Source organism: Cellulosimicrobium sp. NPDC055967, assembly GCF_042269845.1.
Lineage (GTDB): Bacteria > Actinomycetota > Actinomycetes > Actinomycetales > Cellulomonadaceae > Cellulosimicrobium.
Genome location: NZ_JBHJYJ010000004.1, coordinates 231,411 through 251,663, shown reverse-complemented (window position 1 = coordinate 251,663; position 20,253 = coordinate 231,411). Strand labels below are relative to the sequence as shown.

At 75.7% G+C, this 20,253-nt stretch carries 20 protein-coding genes; 8 read left to right on the top strand and 12 right to left on the bottom strand.

The annotated features are described in order from the left end of the window. Window positions 1–4: 4 nt before the first annotated feature. On the top strand, window positions 5–1,000 hold the full coding sequence (locus tag ACFC2L_RS07825; RefSeq protein ID WP_375823701.1) for an MvdC/MvdD family ATP grasp protein: 996 nt from the start codon (window positions 5–7) through the stop codon (window positions 998–1,000). Window positions 1,001–1,033: 33 nt separating this feature from the next. Here the strand turns inward: ACFC2L_RS07825 and ACFC2L_RS07820 are convergent, their stop codons facing one another. The 5 genes from ACFC2L_RS07820 to ACFC2L_RS07800 all read right to left on the bottom strand — a co-directional run bounded on the left by ACFC2L_RS07820 (window position 1,034) and on the right by ACFC2L_RS07800 (window position 4,367). Further along, the gene (locus ACFC2L_RS07820; RefSeq protein WP_375823700.1) at window positions 1,034–1,516 is read right to left on the bottom strand and encodes a GbsR/MarR family transcriptional regulator; all 483 of its coding nucleotides are present in this window, start codon (window positions 1,514–1,516) and stop codon (window positions 1,034–1,036) included. Further along, entirely contained in the window at window positions 1,509–2,318 is an 810-nt protein-coding gene (locus ACFC2L_RS07815) for an alpha/beta fold hydrolase (RefSeq protein WP_375823699.1), read from the bottom strand. The genes ACFC2L_RS07820 and ACFC2L_RS07815 overlap by 8 nt, the downstream gene beginning before the upstream one ends. A gap of 64 nt (window positions 2,319–2,382) precedes the next feature. Then, a complete protein-coding gene (locus ACFC2L_RS07810; protein ID WP_375823698.1) occupies window positions 2,383–3,198 on the bottom strand; it encodes a MerR family transcriptional regulator in 816 nt (271 codons plus the stop codon). Window positions 3,199–3,230: 32 nt separating this feature from the next. Continuing rightward, entirely contained in the window at window positions 3,231–3,737 is a 507-nt protein-coding gene (locus tag ACFC2L_RS07805) for a VOC family protein (RefSeq protein WP_375823697.1), read from the bottom strand. Between the two features lie 33 nt (window positions 3,738–3,770). Beyond that, window positions 3,771–4,367, bottom strand: a complete 597-nt coding sequence (locus ACFC2L_RS07800) for a GNAT family N-acetyltransferase (RefSeq protein ID WP_375823696.1) — start codon at window positions 4,365–4,367, stop codon at window positions 3,771–3,773. A gap of 143 nt (window positions 4,368–4,510) precedes the next feature. Between ACFC2L_RS07800 and ACFC2L_RS07795 the strand changes: the two genes are divergently transcribed. Both ACFC2L_RS07795 and ACFC2L_RS07790 read left to right on the top strand, forming a co-directional pair. After that, a complete protein-coding gene (locus tag ACFC2L_RS07795) occupies window positions 4,511–5,269 on the top strand; it encodes an SDR family oxidoreductase (protein WP_375823695.1) in 759 nt (252 codons plus the stop codon). Window positions 5,270–5,397: 128 nt separating this feature from the next. After that, the gene (locus ACFC2L_RS07790) at window positions 5,398–7,713 is read left to right on the top strand and encodes an NB-ARC domain-containing protein (protein WP_375823694.1); all 2,316 of its coding nucleotides are present in this window, start codon (window positions 5,398–5,400) and stop codon (window positions 7,711–7,713) included. Here ACFC2L_RS07790 and ACFC2L_RS07785 read toward each other — a convergent pair. Continuing rightward, entirely contained in the window at window positions 7,685–8,404 is a 720-nt protein-coding gene (locus ACFC2L_RS07785) for an alpha/beta fold hydrolase (protein ID WP_375823693.1), read from the bottom strand. The genes ACFC2L_RS07790 and ACFC2L_RS07785 overlap by 29 nt on opposite strands. Window positions 8,405–8,514: 110 nt before the next feature. Continuing rightward, window positions 8,515–9,465, bottom strand: a complete 951-nt coding sequence (locus ACFC2L_RS07780; protein WP_375823692.1) for an alpha/beta hydrolase — start codon at window positions 9,463–9,465, stop codon at window positions 8,515–8,517. 204 nt (window positions 9,466–9,669) lie between these two features. Here ACFC2L_RS07780 and ACFC2L_RS07775 point away from each other — a divergent pair, with 204 nt between their 5' ends. The 3 genes from ACFC2L_RS07775 to ACFC2L_RS07765 are packed head-to-tail and all read left to right on the top strand — an operon-like array spanning window position 9,670 to window position 11,531. Beyond that, window positions 9,670–10,548, top strand: coding sequence for an RNA polymerase sigma-70 factor (locus tag ACFC2L_RS07775; RefSeq protein WP_375823690.1), 879 nt, complete (start codon window positions 9,670–9,672; stop codon window positions 10,546–10,548). Window positions 10,549–10,555: 7 nt separating this feature from the next. After that, window positions 10,556–10,966 carry a hypothetical protein gene (locus ACFC2L_RS07770; RefSeq protein ID WP_375823689.1) on the top strand — a complete coding sequence of 137 codons (411 nt, stop codon included), beginning with the start codon at window positions 10,556–10,558 and terminating at the stop codon, window positions 10,964–10,966. Window positions 10,967–10,991: 25 nt separating this feature from the next. Further along, window positions 10,992–11,531, top strand: coding sequence for a hypothetical protein (locus ACFC2L_RS07765; protein ID WP_375823688.1), 540 nt, complete (start codon window positions 10,992–10,994; stop codon window positions 11,529–11,531). 7 nt (window positions 11,532–11,538) lie between these two features. Here ACFC2L_RS07765 and ACFC2L_RS07760 read toward each other — a convergent pair whose 3' ends face one another. Both ACFC2L_RS07760 and ACFC2L_RS07755 read right to left on the bottom strand, forming a co-directional pair. Further along, on the bottom strand, window positions 11,539–12,330 hold the full coding sequence (locus ACFC2L_RS07760) for a hypothetical protein (protein WP_375823687.1): 792 nt from the start codon (window positions 12,328–12,330) through the stop codon (window positions 11,539–11,541). Window positions 12,331–12,420: 90 nt separating this feature from the next. After that, window positions 12,421–14,034: an ABC-F family ATP-binding cassette domain-containing protein gene (locus tag ACFC2L_RS07755; RefSeq protein WP_375823686.1), complete on the bottom strand. Its 1,614-nt coding sequence runs from the start codon at window positions 14,032–14,034 to the stop codon at window positions 12,421–12,423. A gap of 441 nt (window positions 14,035–14,475) precedes the next feature. Between ACFC2L_RS07755 and ACFC2L_RS07750 the strand changes: the two genes are divergently transcribed. Together ACFC2L_RS07750 and ACFC2L_RS07745 are read left to right on the top strand one after the other, a co-directional pair. Further along, window positions 14,476–16,131, top strand: a complete 1,656-nt coding sequence (locus tag ACFC2L_RS07750) for a carbohydrate-binding protein (protein WP_375823685.1) — start codon at window positions 14,476–14,478, stop codon at window positions 16,129–16,131. 179 nt (window positions 16,132–16,310) lie between these two features. Beyond that, a complete protein-coding gene (locus ACFC2L_RS07745; protein WP_375823684.1) occupies window positions 16,311–16,811 on the top strand; it encodes a hypothetical protein in 501 nt (166 codons plus the stop codon). A gap of 13 nt (window positions 16,812–16,824) precedes the next feature. On the opposite strand, the gene ACFC2L_RS07740 is transcribed toward ACFC2L_RS07745, so the two are convergent. The 3 genes from ACFC2L_RS07740 to ACFC2L_RS07730 all read right to left on the bottom strand — a co-directional run bounded on the left by ACFC2L_RS07740 (window position 16,825) and on the right by ACFC2L_RS07730 (window position 20,107). Next, window positions 16,825–17,190: a nuclear transport factor 2 family protein gene (locus tag ACFC2L_RS07740; RefSeq protein WP_375823683.1), complete on the bottom strand. Its 366-nt coding sequence runs from the start codon at window positions 17,188–17,190 to the stop codon at window positions 16,825–16,827. Window positions 17,191–17,288: 98 nt separating this feature from the next. Continuing rightward, complete coding sequence (locus ACFC2L_RS07735; RefSeq protein ID WP_375823682.1) at window positions 17,289–19,064, bottom strand: siderophore-interacting protein; 1,776 nt, start codon at window positions 19,062–19,064, stop codon at window positions 17,289–17,291. Beyond that, window positions 19,064–20,107 carry an ABC transporter substrate-binding protein gene (locus ACFC2L_RS07730; RefSeq protein WP_375823681.1) on the bottom strand — a complete coding sequence of 348 codons (1,044 nt, stop codon included), beginning with the start codon at window positions 20,105–20,107 and terminating at the stop codon, window positions 19,064–19,066. The genes ACFC2L_RS07735 and ACFC2L_RS07730 overlap by 1 nt, the downstream gene beginning before the upstream one ends. Window positions 20,108–20,253: the final 146 nt, after the last annotated feature.

Genomic DNA, 20,253 nt, shown 5'->3' with positions numbered 1-20,253 from the left:
CCCGATGATCGGCATCGTGTCGCACGCGGACGACCTCCACACCACGGAGGTCGTCCGCCACCTCGGCGAGCTCGACGCGCCCCACGTCCTCCTCGACACCGGGCACGCCCCGCGCGCGGTGTCGCTCACGTCCGCCCAGGACGCCTCCGGCTGGCGCGCCGACTGGGTCGACGCGGACGGCGACGGGGTCAGCGCCGTCGACGCCACCGCGCTGCGGGCCATGTGGTGGCGCCGCCCGCAGCCCTTCGCCCTGCACGACGACGTCCGCTCGCCCCAGGACCGTGGGTTCGCCCACGGGGAGGTCGCCGCGGCGGTGTCCGGGCTGTGGTCGTGCCTCGCCGCCACGTGGGTCAACGACCCGGACCGCGACGAGGCGGGCTCGCGCAAGATGTGGCAGCTCCAGGTCGCTTCGCGTCTCGGTCTGCGCGTCCCGCGCACGTGCATGACCAACGACCCGGCCCGCGCGCGGGAGTTCCTGCGCCGCGAGCCGGGCCGCGTCATCTTCAAGCCGTTCAGCGGCACGCCCGCGACGTGGCGCGAGACCCGGCCGGTGCGCGAGGCGGACCTCGACCTCCTCGAGAGCGTGCGGTACGCGCCGGTCATCTTCCAGGAGGCCGTCGCGGGGTCGGACGTGCGCGTGACCGTCGTGGGCGCCGAGCTGTTCGCCGCCGAGCTGCGGACCGAGGAGTCGGGCTACGCGTACGACTTCCGGGTGGACACGCACCACTGCCCGACGACGCCCCACGACCTCCCGGAGCACGTCGCCGCCGCGCTGCTGCGCCTCATGGACGTGCTCGGGCTCTGGTACGGCGCGGTCGACCTGCGGCGCACGCCCGAGGGCGAGTACGTGTTCCTCGAGATCAACCCGGCCGGGCAGTGGCTGTTCGTCGAGTACGCGACGGGGCAGCCGATCGCCGCGGCGCTCGCGGGGCTGCTCGCCCGCCTCGACCGGGAGGGCGCGCCCCGTGACCGCTCGGCCACCGGCGTCGGGGCCCCGTGACCGGGCCGCGCGAGCCCGTGGGCCAGCGGCGGCTCACGCCTCCGGGGGACCGGTCGGGCGGGGGTCGCGCACGGTGCCGACGTCCCGACGGCGCGCGAGGATCTGCTCGCCCGCCGAGACGTAGCCGTCGAAGAGCGCGACGACGTCCTGGAGCCGGTCCCGTGCGGCGGAGCCGGACGGGACGAGCTCCTCGCCGTCGCGCAGGGCCGTGATGAAGAGGCGCGCCCGGCGGTGGGACGCGTCCAGCAGGGTGTCGAGCCCGGCCTCGGCCTCGACGTAGAGCCGCCGCCCGCCGCGGCGCGTCGTGGTCCGGGCCAGGCCCCAGCTCGCGAGCTCGCGGACGGACGTGCTCGTCTGCCCCTTGCTGAGCCCCGTCTCGTCCTGCAGCGCGTCGAGCGTGACGGGCGCGTCGCTCAGCAGGAGGGCCGCGTACACCCGGCCGGTCGCGCGCGGCAGGTTCCACGAGGCCAGGAGGTCCGCGAGCCCGTCCGCGAAGCGCTCGCGCCGGTCATCCACGGCGACCCGCCACCGTCGCGAGGAAGGCGAGCAGCGCGGTGTCGACCGCGTCCGGCGCGTCGAGCATGACGACGTGGCCGGCGCCCGGCACCACGACCTCCCGGACACCTTCCGCGGCGGCCCAGCGGGGCATCGCCGTCGCGATGTTCCCGGTGCGGTCCGCCGCCCCGCGCAGCAGCAGGAGCGGGACGGGAGTGCGGTAGGCCGGATCGGGCGCGACGAGCTGTGTCGTCGCCCGCCACGCCCCGAGGAACTCGGCCCGGGACTGGACGGCGAAGATCGCGCGCAGCTCCGCGCGGGCGGCGGGTGTGACGGCCGAGGCGTCCGCCATGAGGCGGGGGAGCGAGCGGCCCGGCACCAGCCGCAGGAGCGGCGCCGCCGAGCGCAGCGCGAGGCGCTCGCCACGCGTGAGCGGTCCGGTGCTCCACGTGGCGTCCAGGACGGCGAGCGCCGCGTACCGGTCCGGTGAGCGGCGCACGAGGGCCTGGGCGAGGTTGCCGCCGAGCGAGTGACCGACGAGCACGGCCCGGTCGAGGTCGAGATGGTCGACGAGCACCTCGACGTCCGCGACGAGCCGGTCCGCCGTGAGCGGCACGCCGCTCGGCCGCGAGGCGCCGTGGCCGCGCAGGTCCAGGAGCACCGGCCGGTACCCCGCGGACGCGAGCGCCGCGCGCTGGGCGGCGAAGGTGGTGCGGTCGGTCCCGGCGCCGTGCAGCAGGACGACGGGGACGCCGTCGCCCCCGCCGTCCTCGAACCGGAGCGTGCACCCGTCGACCCGCAGTTCCGCATCTAGATTTGGCATCTACTGAATATAGCGTCTTTGACCGGTCGCGCGCCTGGGCGACGAGGGCGTCGTCCGACGTCCCTCAGTCCCAGGTGGCGGTGGCCGGGTCCACGCCGCGCGAACGCGCGTTCGCCTCGACCGCGGCGCGCAGCCACGTCGCGAGGCCCGGCGCCAGGCCGTCGTAGTGGGCGCGGAACCCGTCGTCCTCCACCAGCCGCCGGGCCAGGCACACGTGCCGGGCCGGCGGGCAGTCGAAGTGCGCACCGATCGAGGCGCGATGGCGCTCGGCCAGCGCGAGACCCCGCGCGGACGTCGGCTCGACGCCGACCCGGCACGCCGCGGCGAGGTCGGCCTCGAGCGTGGCGACGGTGTCGGCGAGGTCCTGCCAGTCCTCGATCGTCCGCTCGGCGGACCGCTCCGCATACTGCGCCCACTGCGGGGTGTCGCCCCAGCGCTCGCGTGCCTCGGCGGGCCACGCCGGGTCCCACGTCTCGCCGAACAGCGCGACCTGCTCCGCGGGGGTGAGCAGCAGGCCGCGCTCCCGGGCGTCGAGGAGCCGGTCGAGCGCGTGCGCGGTCCGTTCCATGCGCGCGATGCGCTCGCCGAGGAGCGCACGGTGGCGGCGCAGCGCGTCGACCGCGTCGTCCCCGGGCGCGTCGAGCAGCTCGGGGATGTCCTCGAGCGAGACGTCGAGCTCCCGGTACGCCACGACGCGGCGCAGGCGCGCGACGTCGGCCGGTGCGTACAGCCGGTAGCCCGCGGTGGTCCGCGTCGACGGGCGGACGAGCCCGACGGCGTCCCAGTGGTGCAGCGTCCGCACGGTGACCCCGACCGCGGCGGCCGCGTCCCCGACCGTGAGCGCGTCGGCGACGCGGTGGGGCGCGCGATCCGTGGTCACGCGCCCCAGTGTCACCCGGACGGCAGCCGCCGTCATGCGGTGGGCGCCTCGATCCCGATGCCGTCGAGGAAGCGCGCGGCGTCGCTGTCGGGGTCGTACGGCCGCGCCGCGGTCATGACGACGCGGGTGCTCTCGGGCGTGCGGACCTCGACCTCGACGGAGCCCCACGGCATCTCCCGGGGGCCGGTCGTGCACCCGGGCGAGACGTCCTCGCACGCGGCGACGATCCCGTCGAGCTGCGACAGCACGCACGCGAAGCTGACGGTGAGCGCGCTCGGCCCGGGCGCCGTCGTCCCCGGGACGAGCAGGACGTCCTGGAACGCCCACCGCCGCAGGTGCACGACGCCGCCCGGGACGGAGAAGAGGTCGAAGAACCCGAGGCCCCGGGTCCACAGGTCGACGGACGCGGCGAGGTCCGCCGTCGGGACCGTGACGAACTGCGGCATGCCGTAGATGCCGCGGAACGGCTCGGGGGCGACGGCGTCGGGCCCGGGGGCGGGGACGGGAGACAGGTCGAAGGCGGGGTACGTGTCGGTCATGCGGCCAGCGTGGGCCCTCACGCCGCGTGAGGGTCAAGCGCCGCCGCGCGGCTCGTCCGCCAGCAGCGCGTACGTCACGCCGTCGACCCAGCCGAGGTCGCGGTGCAGCGAGTCACGCACGCCGACGCCCTCGCGCCGCATGCCGACGCGCTCCATGAGCCGCCACGACGGCTCGTTGTCCGCGAACGCGCTCGCGACGACCCGCCGCAGGCCGAGGTCCTCGAAGCACACCCGCAGCAGGGCGCGGACGGCCTCGGTCGCGTACCCGCGTCCCTGGTGCGACGGCGAGAACGCCCACCCGATCTCTGCCTCGTCCGGACGGGCGCGATCGACGACGTCCTGCTGCGCCCAGCCGTCGCGCACCGCGAGGTAGAGGTCGCCCACGACCTCCCCGTCGTGCTCCACGACGAGGGTCGTCGCGAGCCGGTCGGGCTCGCCGTGGTGGACGCGCCACTCCTCGGCACTCGTGAAGCGCCGGGAGAGCCAGCGGTCCACCGCGGGCAGGCTGCGGTAGGCGAACAGGGCGTCGGCGTCCTCGGGCCGGGCGCGGCGCAGCGCGAGGCGCGGGGTCGCCACGGGCCACGCGACCCGGTCGAGGGTGTCGGGACGGACGTCGGTGGTGTCGGCCATGGGCACCACCCTGGCACGCGGTCCCGGGCGGGATCGAGGAGATTGCCCGCAGGGGCGCCGGCGACGTGTCACAGCTCGCGCCGGTGCGCGGTCGACAGGGTGACAGGGCGGCACGCGCCGCACGCACCCGACAGGAGGACACCATGAAGATCGTCGTGATCGGCGGTACGGGGCTCATCGGCTCGAAGCTCGTCACCGTGCTGCGGGACCGCGGCCACGAGGCCGTCCCCGCCTCGCCCAACTCGGGCGTCGACACCCTCACCGGGGAGGGCGTCGCCGAGGTGCTGGAGGGCGCCGACGTCGTCGTCGACGTGTCGAACTCGCCCTCCTTCGAGGACCAGGCGGTCCTCGACTTCTTCCGCACCTCGACGGCCAACCTCCTGGCGGCCGAGGAGAACGCGGGCGTCGGGCACCACGTCGCGCTCTCCGTCGTCGGCACGCAGGGCCTGACCGAGAGCGGGTACTTCCGCGCGAAGATCGCGCAGGAAGAGCTCATCACGGGCTCGCCGGTGCCGTACTCGATCGTCCACGCGACGCAGTTCTTCGAGTTCCTCCAGGCCATCACGGACGGCGCCACGCAGGACGGCGTCGTGCACCTCGCGCCGGTGCGGTTCCGGCCGATCGCCGCCGCCGACGTCGCCGTCGCGGTGGCGGACGTGGCCACGGGGACGCCGGTGCGCGGCATCGTGGAGGTCGCGGGTCCCCAGGAGTTCCGGCTCGACGAGCTCGTGCGGACCACGCTCGCGTCGCTCGACGACCCGCGCGAGGTCGTCGGCGACCCGGACGCGCGCTACTTCGGCGCACCGCTCGCCGAGGACTCGCTCGTCCCGTCGGACGGAGCGGTGGTCGGCGGCACCCGGCTCGCCGACTGGCGTCGGCAGCAGTCCGTGGCGGCCCGCTAGGGGACGCACCGGCCGAGAGCACCCGGCTCGACGGGCGGGCCGTCCCGGGCGTCCTCGCGGGAAGACCGGCCGGTACGCCCGCCGGACCTCACCACAGCACGACCCTGCGACACGACGGCGAGGTGCGCATGGACGCGGAAGCACTCGGCCCGACGGTGCGCCGGTTCCGGCTCGCCGCCGACCTGACGCTGGAACGGCTCTCCGAGCTCTCGGGCGTGAGCGACCGGGCTCTCAGCGACATCGAGCGGGGTGCGGCACGGGGACCCCAGCACCGGACGATGCTGGCCGTCGTCGACGCGCTCGGGCTCGGCGAGCACGACCGTGCGCTCGTCCTGCGGGCCGCGCGCGAGGGACGTCGGCGGGCGCGCCCGGAGCCCGGGTGGCGGCTGCCGCTGCCACGCGCGACGGCCGACTTCACGGGGCGCGAGTCGGAGCTCGACCGGGTGACGCGGGCGCTGCGCGCGGACCCGGGCGCGCCGCCGCCCGTCGTGGTCGTCACGGGTCCGCCGGGCTACGGCAAGACGAGTCTCGCCGTACGGGCAGCGCAGCGGCTCCAGGGCGAGTTCGACGACCAGCTCTTCCTCGAGCTCGCGGGCACCACGCCCGACGCCGTGAGCCCGGGCGGCGTGGTCGCGCGGCTCGTCCAGGCGGTCGTCGGGACGGGGACCCGGGGCAGCGACGACCCGGCTCGGCTGCGGGCGCTCCTCGCAGGTCGGCGCGTCCTCGTCCTGCTCGACGACGCGCACGACGAGGCACAGGTGCGTGCCGCGCTCCCGTCGGTGGGCCCCGCGGCGGTCCTCGTCACGAGCCGGCGCCGTCTCGAGGGCCTGGAGGACGTCGTGCGGGTCGACCTCGAGCGGCTGACCTCCGGTGACTCCCGCGCCCTGCTCGCCCGCATCGTCCCTGAGCAGCAGGCGTCCGAGGCCGACCTCGCACGCCTCGCCGCACTGTGCGACGACGTCCCGCTCGCGCTGCGCATCGTCGCCAACCGGCTCGCGAGCCGGGCGACCTGGACCGTGGACGCGTTGGCCTCCCGTCTCGCGGTCGCCGACCGCCGCCTCGACGCCCTGGCCGCCGGCGACCTCTCGGTGCGTGCCGCGATCGACCTGTCGTTCGAACAGCTCGGGCCGGCGGCGCAGCGGCTGTTCCGCCGCCTCGCGCTCGCCGACGCGCGCGACGTCGGTCCCGGGCTCGCCGCGACGCTCGCGCAGGAGCCGGTCTGGACGACCGAGGAGCTGCTCGACGAGCTCGTGTCCCTCAGCCTGGTCCGTCCGGCCGAGCACGACCGGTACGCTCTGCACGACCTGCTGCGGCTCTACGCGCAGCGGGCGCTCGTGGACGTCGAGCCGGCAGAGGTCCGCACGGCCGTCCGCGCCGCGGCGGACGCCTGGCTCCTGCGCACCACCGTGCGTGCCGGGCGCTGGTTCGAGCCCGACGTCCTGGGCGACGGGTCCGCGGACGCCGCGGACGTCGTCGTGCTGAGGTCGGGCGACGAGGCGCGCGCCTGGCTCACGGACGAGGCGGCGGCGTGGTTCGCCGCGCTGGGGCGCGCCGCGCGGAGCGGCGACCACCGGGTGGTGGTCGAGGTCGCCGAGGCGCTGCACTGGTTCTCCGACCTGTGGCCCTACTGGGGGCACTGGCACGAGGTGTACGCGGCGTCGGCCGCGGCGGCCGAGGCGCTCGGCGACGACACGCTTCTCGCGACCCACCTCGGGTACCTCGCGTGGGCGCTGGTCCACTGCCAGGGCGACGCGACCACGGGCACGGCGGTGGCCGAGCGCGCGCACGAGGCGGCGGAGCGCGTCGGCGACCCGGACCTGCAGGCCTGGGCCGCGTACTACGTCGGCTGGTGCGCGAGCTCTGCCGGCGACGACGCGCGGGCCGTCGCCGCGTCGGAGGAGGCGATCGCGCTCTTCCGCCGCGCCGACGACCGCGAGGGTCTGCCGCAGGCGCTGTTCCAGCGAGCACAGGGCCTCGCCGCGCTCGGCCGCGGGGACGAGGCGATCGTCCACCTGCGCGACGTCGTCGCGCTCGTCCGCGACCCGCGCACCGCGCCGCGCGGGCAGGTCGCCGAGTTCACCGCCCTGCACGCGCTCGGCGCGATCGCGCGCATCAGCCTCGACCGGCAGGACTGGGCGACGACGCACAGCGTCGCGGACGAGGCGATCGCGGGGTTCCTGGCGCAGGGCGCTCGCCCGTCGGCCGCGCACATGCACGTGTTCCGGGCCCGCGCCCGGCGCGCGCAGGACGACCATGCGGGCGCGCGCGCCGACCTGGCCCGTGCGGTCGAGCTCTTCGAGGGGTCGGGCGACGCGGAGGGCCTGGCCGCAGCGCGGGCCGCGGGCGCGCTGGTGCGCGCGGGGGACGACGGCGACCCCCGTCGCCGTGGCGACGGGGGCCGCGCGGGCCGGACCGTCAGGAGACGGCGCCGACCGCGTCGATGATCGTCGCGGCGACCTCTGCGGGGTGCGAGACCGACAGGGCGTGGGACGCGCCCGCGACCGCGGTGGTCGCACGCGCACCCGCCCGCTCGGCCATGAAGCGCTGGAGCTCGGCGGGGATGTTCTTGTCCTCCTCGCCGTAGACGAACCAGGACGGGACGCGTCGCCAGGCCGCGTCCGCGCCGGGCAGTCCCTCGGTGAGCGCGAGCTCGGTGACAGGGCGCTGCGCGGCCGCCATCACGACGGCGCGCTCGACCGGGACGTCGTGCGCGAACTGCGACGGGAAGGCGTCGCCCCGGATCCGCAGCTCGTTCCCGCCGCTCGTCAGCGGGTACCCGATCAGGGTCTCACCGAGGGTGCTGCCCGGGAACTTGCCCGACAGCTGCAGGGCGGACTCGCCCGCGTCGGGCGCGAACGCCCCGACGTAGACGAGGGCCCGGACGGCCTCGTTGTCCGTGGCGGCACCGGTGACGACGATGCCGCCGTACGAGTGTCCGACGAGGACGACGGGGCGTCCGATCGCCGTGATCACGTCGCGGACGTACGCGGCGTCGCCCGTGACGGAGCGGAGCGGGTTGGCGAGGGCGACCACGTCGACAGACCGCGCGAGGAGGCGCTCGACGACGCCGTCCCAGCTGTCGGAGCCGGCGAACGCGCCGTGGACGAGCAGGACGATGGGCTTCGTGGTGGACATGGGTTCTTCCTTCTCTCGAGATGTTCGGGGTGTTCTGGGTGTTCTCGGTGTTCTCGGTACGCGGCGCTGCCCGGCGCGGGGTCTCCGCCGCGGGCGTGGCTCGTGGCCGGTCAGAAGGTGCCGAGCGCGGTGCGCAGCACGTGGATCGCCTGCTCGACGGCGGCCGTCGCGGCACGGGTCGGGCGCAGCGGGTTGAGCATCATGAAGTCGTGGATCGTGCCGTTGTAGCGCAGGCTCGTCGTGGGGACGCCGGCCTGCAGCAGCCGCCGTGCGTACGCCTCCCCCTCGTCGCGCAGCACGTCGTTCTCGTCGACGACGACGAACGCGGGCGGCAGCCCCGCGAGGTCGTCGAGCGAGGCGCGCAGCGGTGACGCGGTGATCTCGGACCGGCGGTCGACATCCGGCAGGTAGCTGTCCCAGAACCACGCCATGGCTCGCGCCGTGAGGTGCGGGCCGTCCTTGAACTCGCGGTAGCTCGCCGTGTCCTGCGCCGCGTCCGTCACGGGGTAGTACAGCGACTGGTGGACGAACGTCACGTCGCCCCGCTGCTTGGCGAGCAGCGTGAGCGCGGCCGTGAGGTTACCGCCCACCGAGTCCCCGGCGACGGCGAGGCGTGACGCGTCGAGGCCGAGCGCGGCACCCTGCGTGGTGATCCAGCGCGCCACCGCGTAGCCCTGCTCGAGCGCGACGGGGTAGCGCGCCTCGGGGGAGCGGTCGTACTCGACGAACGCGACCGCCGCGCGGGCGCCGACCGCGAGCTCGCGCACGAGGCGGTCGTGCGTGCCGGCGTCCCCGAGCACCCAGCCGCCGCCGTGCATGTAGAGCACGACGGGCAGCGTCCCGCTCGTGCCGCGGGGGGTGACCACGCGGACGCGGACGGAGCCGTCCCCCGCAGGGACGGTCACCCAGGTCTCCTCGACCTGCGCCATCTCGATGAGCTGCGCCTGCAGGTCGTCGAGGACCTTGCGGGCGCGCTCCGGGCCGAGCTCGTCGACGAACGGGGGAGCCGCGACGGCGTCGGCGAACGCCTGCGCCTCCGGTTCCAGGACGGGTTCGTTCATGGTCTTCTCTCCTCTGGTGCGATCGGTCCCCTGCCCCTCCAGCGTGCGAACCCGCGGCCCCGGGCACCACGAAGAACGCACGCAGGACTCGGGTCCCGCGCACGTCGTGTCACAGGTCGGGCCCCCGCCCGGTCGGGTGGCTGGAACCGCGCTGCCGTCCGGCAGGGCGTGACGGCGGAGCGAGGGTGGGCCAGGATGGCGATCGTGGACGGACCGACGGCGGACCTGACGGTGGCGGAGCAGCAGTTCAGCGCGGCACGGCGCCGGCTGTTCGGGATCGCCTACCGGATCCTCGGCAGCGCGGCCGAGGCCGACGACGTGCTCCAGGACGCGTGGGTGCGCTGGCAGACGTACGACCGCTCCCTCGTGCGCAACCCGGACGCGTTCCTCACGACGACGGTGACGCGGCTCGCGATCAACGTCGCCCAGTCGGCGCGCGTGCGCCGCGAGACGTACATCGGCCCGTGGCTGCCCGAGCCGGTGGACACCAGCGCCGACCCGACGCTGGGTGCCGAGCGGGGCGAGGCGCTCGAGGTCGCGCTCCTCATGCTCCTGGAGAAGCTCACGCCGACCGAGCGCGCGGCGTACGTGCTGCGCGAGGCGTTCGACTACCCCTACGAGCAGATCGCGGAGATCATCGGGCACTCGCAGGCGAGCGTGCGCCAGCTCGTGAGCCGCGCGCGTCGGCACCTGGGGGAGGAGCGCCATGCGCCGGTCGCCCCGGAGGCCCAGCGCCGCCTGCTCACCGCGTTCGTCGCCGCCGCGAAGGCGGGTGACGTCGCGCTCCTGGAGCGGCTCCTCGCCGAGGACGTCGTCTCCTACTCCGACGGCGGGGGAGCGGTCCGCGCGTCGAAGTTCCCGGTCGTGGGCCGGCCGCGCGTCGCGAAGTACCACCACGCGTTCGCCGAGCGTTTCTGGGCGGGCGTCGACGTCGAACCGGCCGACGTCAACGGCCACCCGGCCGTCAAGCTCTCGCACGACGGCGAGCTCTTCGCCGTGCTCACGGTCCGTGCCACGGTCGACGGCATCGACCGCGTGCTGTGGATGATGAATCCGCAGAAGCTCGCGGCCCTCTCCGCGTAGGCACCGCATGTCGCAGCGAGAAGGGTCGAGAGGACCCGGCCGGGCCGGGGCGCAGCACGGTCGCGTCGTCGCCGCGCTCCGCCGCGCGACGGGCGAGGGCGACCGCGACGCCGTGCGCGCGCTCGTCGAGCCCGCCGCGATCCTGTGGGTCGACGCCGCCGGGAGCGACGACGCGACGCCCGGGGTCACCGAGGGCGGCGACGAGACGACGCGGGCGCTGTGCCGGGTCCTGCGCCCTGGCCCGGGCGTCGAGGTCGCGGTGCGCTCGGTGAACGGCGCGGACGGCCTCGTGGTGCGCCACGACGGCGTCGTGACGGGGGTCGTGAGCGTGGCGGTGCGGTCGGACCGGGTCTCGGAGGCGTGGGTCGTGCTCAGCCCGTCCAAGCTCGAACGGTGGAACCGCGACCGACGCGCCTGAGCCGGCAGAGGTCTACTGTCGCCCCATGACGCTCTACCTCGACGACCGCGACGAGGGCCTGTCACCCACGACGAGCCACCCCGCGTTCGTGTCCCTCGCCCCCGAGCCCTTCTACGACGAGGGCGAGGACTTCTCGCCGTTCGGCAACGACTCCGGGCACGACGCGCTGCGCGACCTCGAGGAGTGGTACGCGGCCGACGGCCGCGACGACGCGCTGCCCGCGTTCGTGGACGGTCTCCTCGCGGCCTGGGACCTCGGGGTGCCGGAGGACGTCTGGGCCGCCGGGCGCGAGGCGGCGTCCGACGGGCTCCGTTCGGGAGCGCTCGACGAGGCGGCGCTCGCGGCGGAGGCGCGGGCGCAGGTCGCGATCGTGCTCGGCCAGCTCAAGATCCGGGGCGGCCTCACGCCCCAGGCCCGCGCGGTGGGCACCCGCGCGCTCGACGTGCTGGGCGCGCTCAACGACCACGCGCGCGCCGCGAGCCCGGACTGGCCGTACGCGGACGACGACGCCGCAGCCACGGCCGCGATGGCCGTCGTCGTGCGGGACGCGCCCGACCTCGCCTGAGTCCGCGCTACGTCGTCGACGGCGGGTCGTCGTCGGCGCGCCCGCCCACCAGGGTGCGCACCCGCTCCCACCGCGCCTGGTACCGCGCGCCGAACCGCGCCTGCGCGCGGGCGAGCCGGTGGGGCCGGTGCGCGTACCGCCGTCGGGCCCAGGGCGAGGTCGGCTTGGCGAGGCGGACCGCCCCGACGAACGCCACGACCGGGACGACGATCCCGACGAGGCCCGTCGCGAGCTTGCCCTTGAGGACGCACACGAACGCGAGCGCGAGGTGGACCACGACCGTCACCGTGTACGCGAGCCAGCCGCCCTGCGAGCCGTCGGACGTGACTCCGATCGGCGAGGCGGACAGGAGCAGCGCACCCCCGAGCGCGCCGCCCACGAGGATCGCGTCGATCGAGCGCTGGCCCTCCTCGGACCAGTAGACGTCGTCGACGAGCAACCAGAGCGCGAACTCGTCGAGCGCGAGCGCGGCACCCGCCCCGAACAGGAGCGCGAGCACCTCCGACCACGGGTGACCGGGGGAGTACCGGAACTCGAGCATCCCCGTGAGCAGCACGAGGAGGATGCCCCACACCTGGTGGTGCACGTGGACGCCGCCGACGGACACGTCGCCCAGCAGGGGGCGCCGGCGCCGCGCGGCCGGTCCGGGGCCGGGAGCGGGAGGCGGTCCCGCCTCGCGGCGTGCACGGATGCGGCGCGTGATCGAGCGCACGACGACGAACGTCACGACGAACCCCACGAGCGCGAACAACGCCGGCGCGCGCCCGGTGTCGACGACGTGCTCGGTGTACCAGTCCACGGGTGCACCTCCCCGGCGCGGCCGACGCCCTCTCGGCCCATCGTCGCCGGTCCCGGGGCGCCCCGGCGAGCGGGACGCCCCGGGCCGGGTTCACCGGCCGGGTGCGGGGACGCGGTGGAGCGCCCCGTCCGGGCCCAGCTCGAGCACGACGTCGACGCCGAGCCGGGCCAGGAAGCCGTCGTCGTGGCTCACCACGAGCAGCGCACCGGCGTAGCCCGACAGCGCCTCGACGAGCCGGTCGACGCTGCGCACGTCGAGGTTGTTCGTCGGCTCGTCGAGCACGAGGAGCTGGGCGGGCGGGTCGGCGAGCAGGAGCCGGGCGAGCGAGACGCGGAACCGCTCGCCGCCCGACAGCGTCGCCACCGGGCGGTCCACGCTCGACCCCCGCAGCAGCAGCCGCGCGAGCTGGTTGCGGATCGTGCCCGGTGCCGCGCCCGGTGCCCCCGCGCGCACGTTCTCGAGCGCGCTGCGGGCGTCGTCGAGCCCGTCCAGGCGCTGGGGCAGGTAGCCGACGCGGTCGGTGAGCAGCGTGCCGCCCGCGCGCCCTGGCTCCGGTGCGCGCCCGGCGAGCAGGTTCTCCAGCAGCGTCGTCTTGCCCGTCCCGTTGGCGCCGACGAGCGCGACCCGCTCGGGACCCTGCACGATCACCGTCCCGGTCGTCCCGCGCAGCTCGGCGAGGCGGCGCCCGCGCGGCACGTCCGGGTCGGGGAGGACGAGGTGCACGTGCTCGTCGTCGCGCACGCGGGCCGCCGCGGCGTCGAGCGCGTCCTGCGCGGCCTGGACCTTCGCGTCCAGGCCCTGACGCATCGAGCCGGCGGACACCTGCGCGGCGGACGCGCGCAGCCCCATGGAGATGCGCGACCCCGTGCGGTTCGCCTGCGCGGTGCGCGCGGTCCGCTCGCGGCGTGCGAGCTTGGTCTCGGCCTCGACGCGCTGGCGCTTCTCGGCGCGCAGCGTCTGCTCGGCGGTCCGCGCGGCCTGCGCCGCGGCGGCCTGGTCGGCCTCGAGCCGGTCGCGCCACGCGCTGTACGGGCCGCCGAAGGTGGTGAGGCGGCCGGCGTGCAGCTCCGCCGTCTCGTCCATGTGCTCGAGCAGGTCGAGGTCGTGGCTGACCACGACGAGCGTCCCCGGCCAGGAGTCGACGAGCGCCGCGAGCCGGGCGCGCGTGCCGCGGTCGAGGTTGTTGGTCGGCTCGTCGAGCAGGGTGATCGCGCTGCGCCGCACGCGCAGCCCGCTGATCGCGACGAGCATCGCCTCGCCGCCGGACAGCTCGCCCACGCGCCGGTCGAGGCCCACGCCGTCGAGCCCGATCTCGGCGAGCGCCTGCGCGGCGCGCGCCTCGACGTCCCAGTCGTCGCCGACGGCGTCGAACTGCCGCTCGTCGACGTCGCCGGACTCGATGGCGCGCAGCGCCGCGAGCGTGCCGTCGATCCCGAGGAGCCGCGCGACGCTCGCGTCCTGGCCGAGGGTCAGGGTCTGGGGGAGGTAGGCGACGTCGCCGGTCGTCGTGACGCGCCCCCTCGTCGGCGTGAGCAGGCCCGCGACGAGGCGCAGGAGGGTGGACTTGCCGGCGCCGTTGTCGCCGACGAGGCCCGTGCGGCCGGCGCCGAACGTGCCGGTGAGGTGCGAGAGCGCGACGGTGCCGTCGGGCCATTCGAACGTGAGGTCGGTCAGGGTCACCGCGGAACGGTGCGGGGTGGACATGAGGTGCTCCTCGTGCCCGCGGTGCCGCGGGCAGGGTCGTGCCGGGGAAGGACAGGGCGGCGCGGGCGCGGTGCGGCGGGTCCAGGCACGACGAGGCCACGGCAGGAGCCGGGAGGGTTCGCCCGCGGGAACTCCGTCACGGAACCGGGGGGCGAGAGGGTGCGCTGGGACGGCCGCCGACGGCTCGGCGGCTAGGTTCTGTCGACCTCGATGAGCACGCGCCGATGCTATCAGCGCCCCCGGTCGGCGAGGCGCGGGGCGGTCCTGAGCCAGGCGGTCGAACCCGGGCTTGTTCCTCGCACGAGGTGTCCCGTGGGGAGGAACCCCGGGGTCGGCCCTGCGGGGTAGCGCTTTCCGCTCGACGTGTGCCAGACTCGGCCGAACCGGTGAGAAACCGGTTTCTTGCACCGACGAAGGAGTTGGGTGATGGCAGGACGGTGGGTGAGGGTCCCGTTGGCCGCGGCGACCGCGGTCGTGATGGCGGTGACCGGGACCGCGCTGACGAGCAGCGCGGCGACGGGTGCCGCGGGGGAGGACGGCACGTCCCCGGGCTGGCCGGGCGCGGCGGACCTCGGCCGGCAGGTGCTCGGCGCGGACGACGGCTGGGGTGCCGCGAACGGCGGCACCACCGGTGGGAGCGCGGCGGGCGCCGAGCACGTGTACGTCGTCGACACCTGGGACGAGCTGCGCGCCGCGCTCGGCGGCGCCGGGGCGCGGACCGACACGACGCCCCGCATCGTGTACGTCGACGGACGCATCGACGCGTTCGCCGGGACCAGCTGCGAGGCGATCGCGGCGACCGTCTCGGTCGCGGGGAGCGACGTCCCGTTCTCGATGGACGACTACGTCGCGGCCTACGACCCCGCGACGTACGGGTGGGTGGACCCGGCCGGCCCGCTGGAGGACGCACGCGCGGCCGCCGCCGCGGAGCAGGCGACGCGCACGCTCCAGCACGTCGGGTCGAACGTGACGATCGTCGGCCTGGGCGCGGACGCGCAGGTCGTGGGCGCGAGCCTGCGGATCCGCGACGCGCGCAACGTCATCGTCCGCAACGTCACGTTCTCCGACGCGCGCGACTGCTTCCCGGCGTGGGACCCGGGCGACGGCGACGCGGGCAGCTGGAACTCGGCGTACGACAACGTGTCGGTGTGGACGTCGGAGAACGTGTGGGTCGACCACAGCACGTTCGACGACGGCGAGCACCCGCACTCGTCCCTGCCGACCGTGTTCGGCCGCCCGTTCGAGATCCACGACGGGCTGCTCGACATCACGCACGGCTCGGACCACGTGACAGTCTCGTACAACCACTTCTCCGACCACGACAAGACCGCGATCCTCGGGTCCTCGGACAGCCGGACCCAGGACGCGGGCAAGCACAAGGTGACGTACCACCACAACCGGTGGACCGACGTCGGGCAGCGCGCCCCGCGGGTGCGCTTCGGCGACGTGCACGTCTACAACGAGCTCTACGAGCAGACGCGCGAGGGCATCTTCCAGTACTACTGGGGCGCGGGCGTCGACTCCAGCATCTACGCGGAGAACAACGCGTTCGAGCTCGCGCCCGGCGTGGACCCGGCGCGGATCGTCGCGCGGTGGAAGGGGGAGCGGCTCTTCGAGACCGGCTCGACGGTGAACGGGGAACCGGTCGACCTCGTGGGGGCGTACAACGCCTCGGTGGGGGAGGCGGACCGGCTGGCCGACGAGGCGCGCTGGACCCCGACCCTGCACGGCACGGTCGACCCGACGTGGGCCGTGCCCGCGATCGTGCGGTCCTCCGCGGGCGCGGGGCGCCTCGGCCCGGTCGAGGCCCCGGCCTACGACCCGCACGCGACGTACGGGGCGGGCGACGTCGTCGTCCACGACGGCGCGGTGTTCCGCGCGCAGTGGTACGCGCGGGGGACGACGCCGGGCGCGGCGTGGGGCCCGTGGGAGGAGCTGGCCACGAACGAGCAGGGGGTGCCGGTCTGGACCCCGACGCGGGTGGTCCGCGCGGGTGATGCGGTGGTGCACGACGGCGCGGTGTGGGTCGCGCGGTGGTGGTCGCGCGGCCAGGAGCCGGGCGCGGGCCCCTGGGGTCCGTTCCGCCCCGTCGGCTGAGCGCGGCGGCGCCCCGTCCGCGGGAGGGCCCGGGGAGAGGTCGGCCGGCACGACGCGCTGGGGGCGTCGTGCCGACCGCCTCCTGCGTGCGTGTCGCCGTCGCGTCGGGAGGAGAACGGCGGCAGACTCTCGGCCGTACGTCGGATCCAGCAGATGTCGAGATCGGGGAGCAGGCACGGATGCGAGCACGACGGTGGGCAGCGGTCTCGGCGGCATTGCTGAGCGCTGCGGTGATGGGTGGGTGCAGCGCAGGCGGTGGGGCTCCCGCCGGGGAGGTCGAGCCGGCCCCGTCCGGAGCCGAGGCTCAGCCGGTCTCCCCGGCGGTCGCGCCGGAGGGCGACGCTCCGGACGACGCGGACCTCTGCACCGCGTTCGGCGACGTGCTGACGATCGTGGAGAACGCCGACGTCGCCCTCGCCGACGGCCGCAGCGAGGCGCAGGAGCACGACGGCTGGTACCGGCTGGCGACCCGCGTGCTCGGCCGTCTGCCCTCCGGCGGGGACAGCCCCGTGCAGACGGCGATCGGCGAGCTGCAGGCGGCCGCTCCGGTCGCCTCCGGGGCCTCGGCGGAGCCGACCGGGGTGCGCTCCGCGGAGTGGGACGCCGCCGCGGGCGACCTCGGCGACGCGTGCGACGCGGTCGGCGCACCGCTCACCATCGCCATGTTCACCGGCGGGTGACGCGAGGGCCCGTTCAGGCAGGGTCGGTCGCGGGAGCGAGCGTCGCGGCCAGGACGCGCCAGCCCTCGCCCGTGCGCACCCAGAGGCGCGTGTAGGTCAACCGCGCGGCCGCTGCGGTGCCGTCCTGGACCGCCTCCACGGCGGCGACCAGCCGGGTCACCCCGCTCGCGGCGTCCTCCTGGACGTCGAGCGACTCCTCCACCAGACCGGTGATCCGCAGCCGACCGGAGCGGTAGCCCTCGAGGTCGTCCTCCCGGGAGAAGACCGACCCGTCCGGGCCGACGCCGACGCACCGGGGATGCAGCAGCGCCTCCAGCGCGCCGACGTCGCCCGCGCGCTGTGCGGCCTGGAGCGCGTGCTCGGCATCGAGAAGTCTCATCGGCCGAGTCTACGAGGTCGGCGCTCGTCCGGAGGCGGGCCCGCTTCTGTGCCTCGGCGCCGTTCGTGCTGGTCCGCGCCCGACGAGGACGACCGACCTCAGGCGTCGCGGGCCGCGAGCTCGACCCGTTCGACGCCCCAGCCGAGCGCCTCGTGCCGTTCCACGCGCCAGCCCGCGCGCTCGGCGAGGCGTGCGACGTCGTCGGGCGTGCGCGGCGCGGCCCCGGTCGTGGCCAGGGAGAGCAGCGCGTGCTCGCGCGCGTGGGGGCTGAGCCCGTCGGGCGTGAAGTCCTCGACGAGGACGGCGCGCGGGGCCGCGGCGCGCATCGCGGCGAGGAGGTCGACGACCTCGTCGTCGGTGCGGTGGCCGGCCCCGAGCGCGCACACGGCGACGTCGGCGACCGGCCAGGCCGCGGCCGCGGCGTGCGCCGTGCCGGACCCCGCCTGCTCGCGCAGGACCGCGAGCGGGACGGCGTCCTCGACGAGCGTCGTCGTGCGCTCGCCGGGGACCTCGACGAGCAGGTCGGCGACGACGAGCGCGCCGGGTCCGCCGAGCGCGACGGACCGCGCGGCCGCCCACACCGGCCAGGTGGCGAGCCCCGTGAGCACGTACGGGAGCACGTCGGCGCCCTCGACGACCTCCGCGGCGCGCGCGGCGTCGGTCTCGACCTCGGCGCGCAGCGTCCGGCCGCGCGAGCGCGACCACGCCGGGACGCCGTCGCGGAGCGCGGGGGCGAGCACCGCGAGCGCCAGGATCGCGTCCGCCTCCAGCCCCTCGTACTCCTCACGCTCGTGCTCGTCGTCGAGGAGGTCCTCGCCCGCGTCGCCCAGGGCGACCGTGTCTCCGTCGAGCGTCACCACGCCCGACGCCGCGAGCACGTCCGCGAGGGCGCGCACCGCGCCCGGCGCGAGCTGCGCCGCCCCGGCGAGGGCCGCGAGGTCGCGCGGCCCCGCGGCGAGCTCGTCGAGCAGGCCGAGCTGCAGCGCGGCGCGGGTCGCGAACCACGGCACGGGAGACGGGACCCCCGTGGGCTGAGGCTCCGCCTCGGCCGTCGGCCCCTGAGCGGGTGCCGGGGAGGGCGCCGGCTCGGCGTGCCAGTAGCCCGTGACGTCGACGTGGGTGCGCGGCACGGCGCGCTCGCGCGTCAGGTAGCGCCGCACCGGCAGGAGCGCGCGGCTCTCGCTCGCCGCCCACGCGTAGACCTGGCCGGGCCACCACTCCAGGGCGCGCACAGCCTCGTCGAGCGCGGTGCGGTCGCCCTCCGGCGCGACGACCCACCGCACGGTGTCGCCCGCGCGCAGCGCCAGGTCCTGGCGTGCGGACTCGTCTCCGATCGTCACGACGACCTGGACGGGGACGTCGACCGGCCGCTCGTCGAGGAAGCGCCCGATCGCGGGCAGCGCCGTCTCGTCGCCGGCGAGCAGCGCCCAGTCGACGTCGTCGGGCCAGACGGTCGACGCCTTGGGCCCGACGAACCACAGCTCGCTGCCCGGGCGCGCCGTCTGCGCCCACGCCGCGGCCGGGCCGTTGCCGTGCAGCACGAGGTCGAGGTCGAGCTCGCCTGCCGCCGCGTCCCAGCGGCGCGGCGTGTAGTCGCGGCCCTGCCGGTTCGGCGCGGCCGGCCAGTCGATCCCGTGCGCGCGCTGCACGGGCAGCGCGGACGCGACGTCGCCGTCGGACGCGAGGACGATCTTCACGTGGTCGTCGAACCACGGCGCGTCGAACGCGGGCATCGGCAGGCCGTCGCGCTCGAACGCCCCGAGCTCGGGCCCGACGAGGGTCACGCGGCGCATCCGGGGCGTCACGTCGACGACGCGCGCCACCTCGACGCGCCGCAGCACCAGCGGGTGCGTGCGCAGGCGGTGCTGGGCCATCAGGAGAACTGCTCCTCGACGACGTCGAGGAGCCCCATGGCCTCGTGGTAGTCGCCGCGGATGGTCCACGTCGGCAGCTCGTACGCGTGGCCCGCGGAGAACGACGGCAGGACCGCGTACACCGGGTCGGCGGCGAGCGCGTCGACGTCGATCTCTGCGCCGTTGAAGCCGATGACGAACACGTTCGGCGCCGTGACCACGGACGTCACCTGCTCGGCCGACACCTCGAACATGTCGCCGCCCGGCGTGTACGGCTCGGCGCCCGTCTGCGCCTGGATCGGCTGGACCGCGAACCCGAGCCGCTCGAAGATCGCGGGCAGGCCCTCGCCCTCGTTGAGCGCGAACGTCTTGCCCTCGGACGTGAGCGCGAGGAACGCCGTCTCGCCCGCGGGGACGGTGATGGACTCGCCGACCTGGGCGAGGCGCTCGTCGTACCCCGCGGTCAGCTCGTCGAACCGCTCGGTGTCGTCGAACACGTCGACGGCGAGGAACTCGAACTGCTCCTGCCACGTCGTGTACGTGCCGCTCACGAGCACCGTCGGGGCGATCTGGCTCAGGCCGTCGTAGACGTCGGTGGCCTGCTTGAGCGGGAAGCCCCACCCGCCGCCCACGATGAGGTCGGGCTCCAGGGCGAGGATCGCCTCGAGGTTGAAGCCGTCGGCGCTCCACTCGATGAGCTCGGTGCCGTCCGCCTCGGCCTGGTCCTCCCAGAACGGCGAGAACTTCGGGTCCGGGTCGTCCGTCACCTCGGGCACCGTCGCGAGCACGGGGACGTCGAGCTCGTACAGGTAGCCCGCCAGGGCGTGGTTGAGCACGACGACGCGCTGCGGGTCGGTCGGGACGGTGACGTCACCCTGGTCGGTCGTCACGACCCGCTCGGCGGCGGTCTCGGACGCGGTCGACCCGGGGTCGGCGGACGGCTCGGCACCGGAGCCGGACGGCGTCGTCCCGGCGGAGCAGCCCGCCAGGGCGAGCGACGCGGCGGCGGCGATGGCGGCCAGTGCGGCGAGCGGACGGCGGGCGGGACGGCGTGACGACAGCATGGAACCTCACACTCGGCAGCAGGGACGCGGGGGCCGCACGGCGTACCGGGGCGCTCCTCGCGAGGTTAGGCTAACCACACCTGAGCGACGAACCGCGTCCGAACGTGACACGGCCCGTCCCGGACACGACACACCGGCCCGGGCCA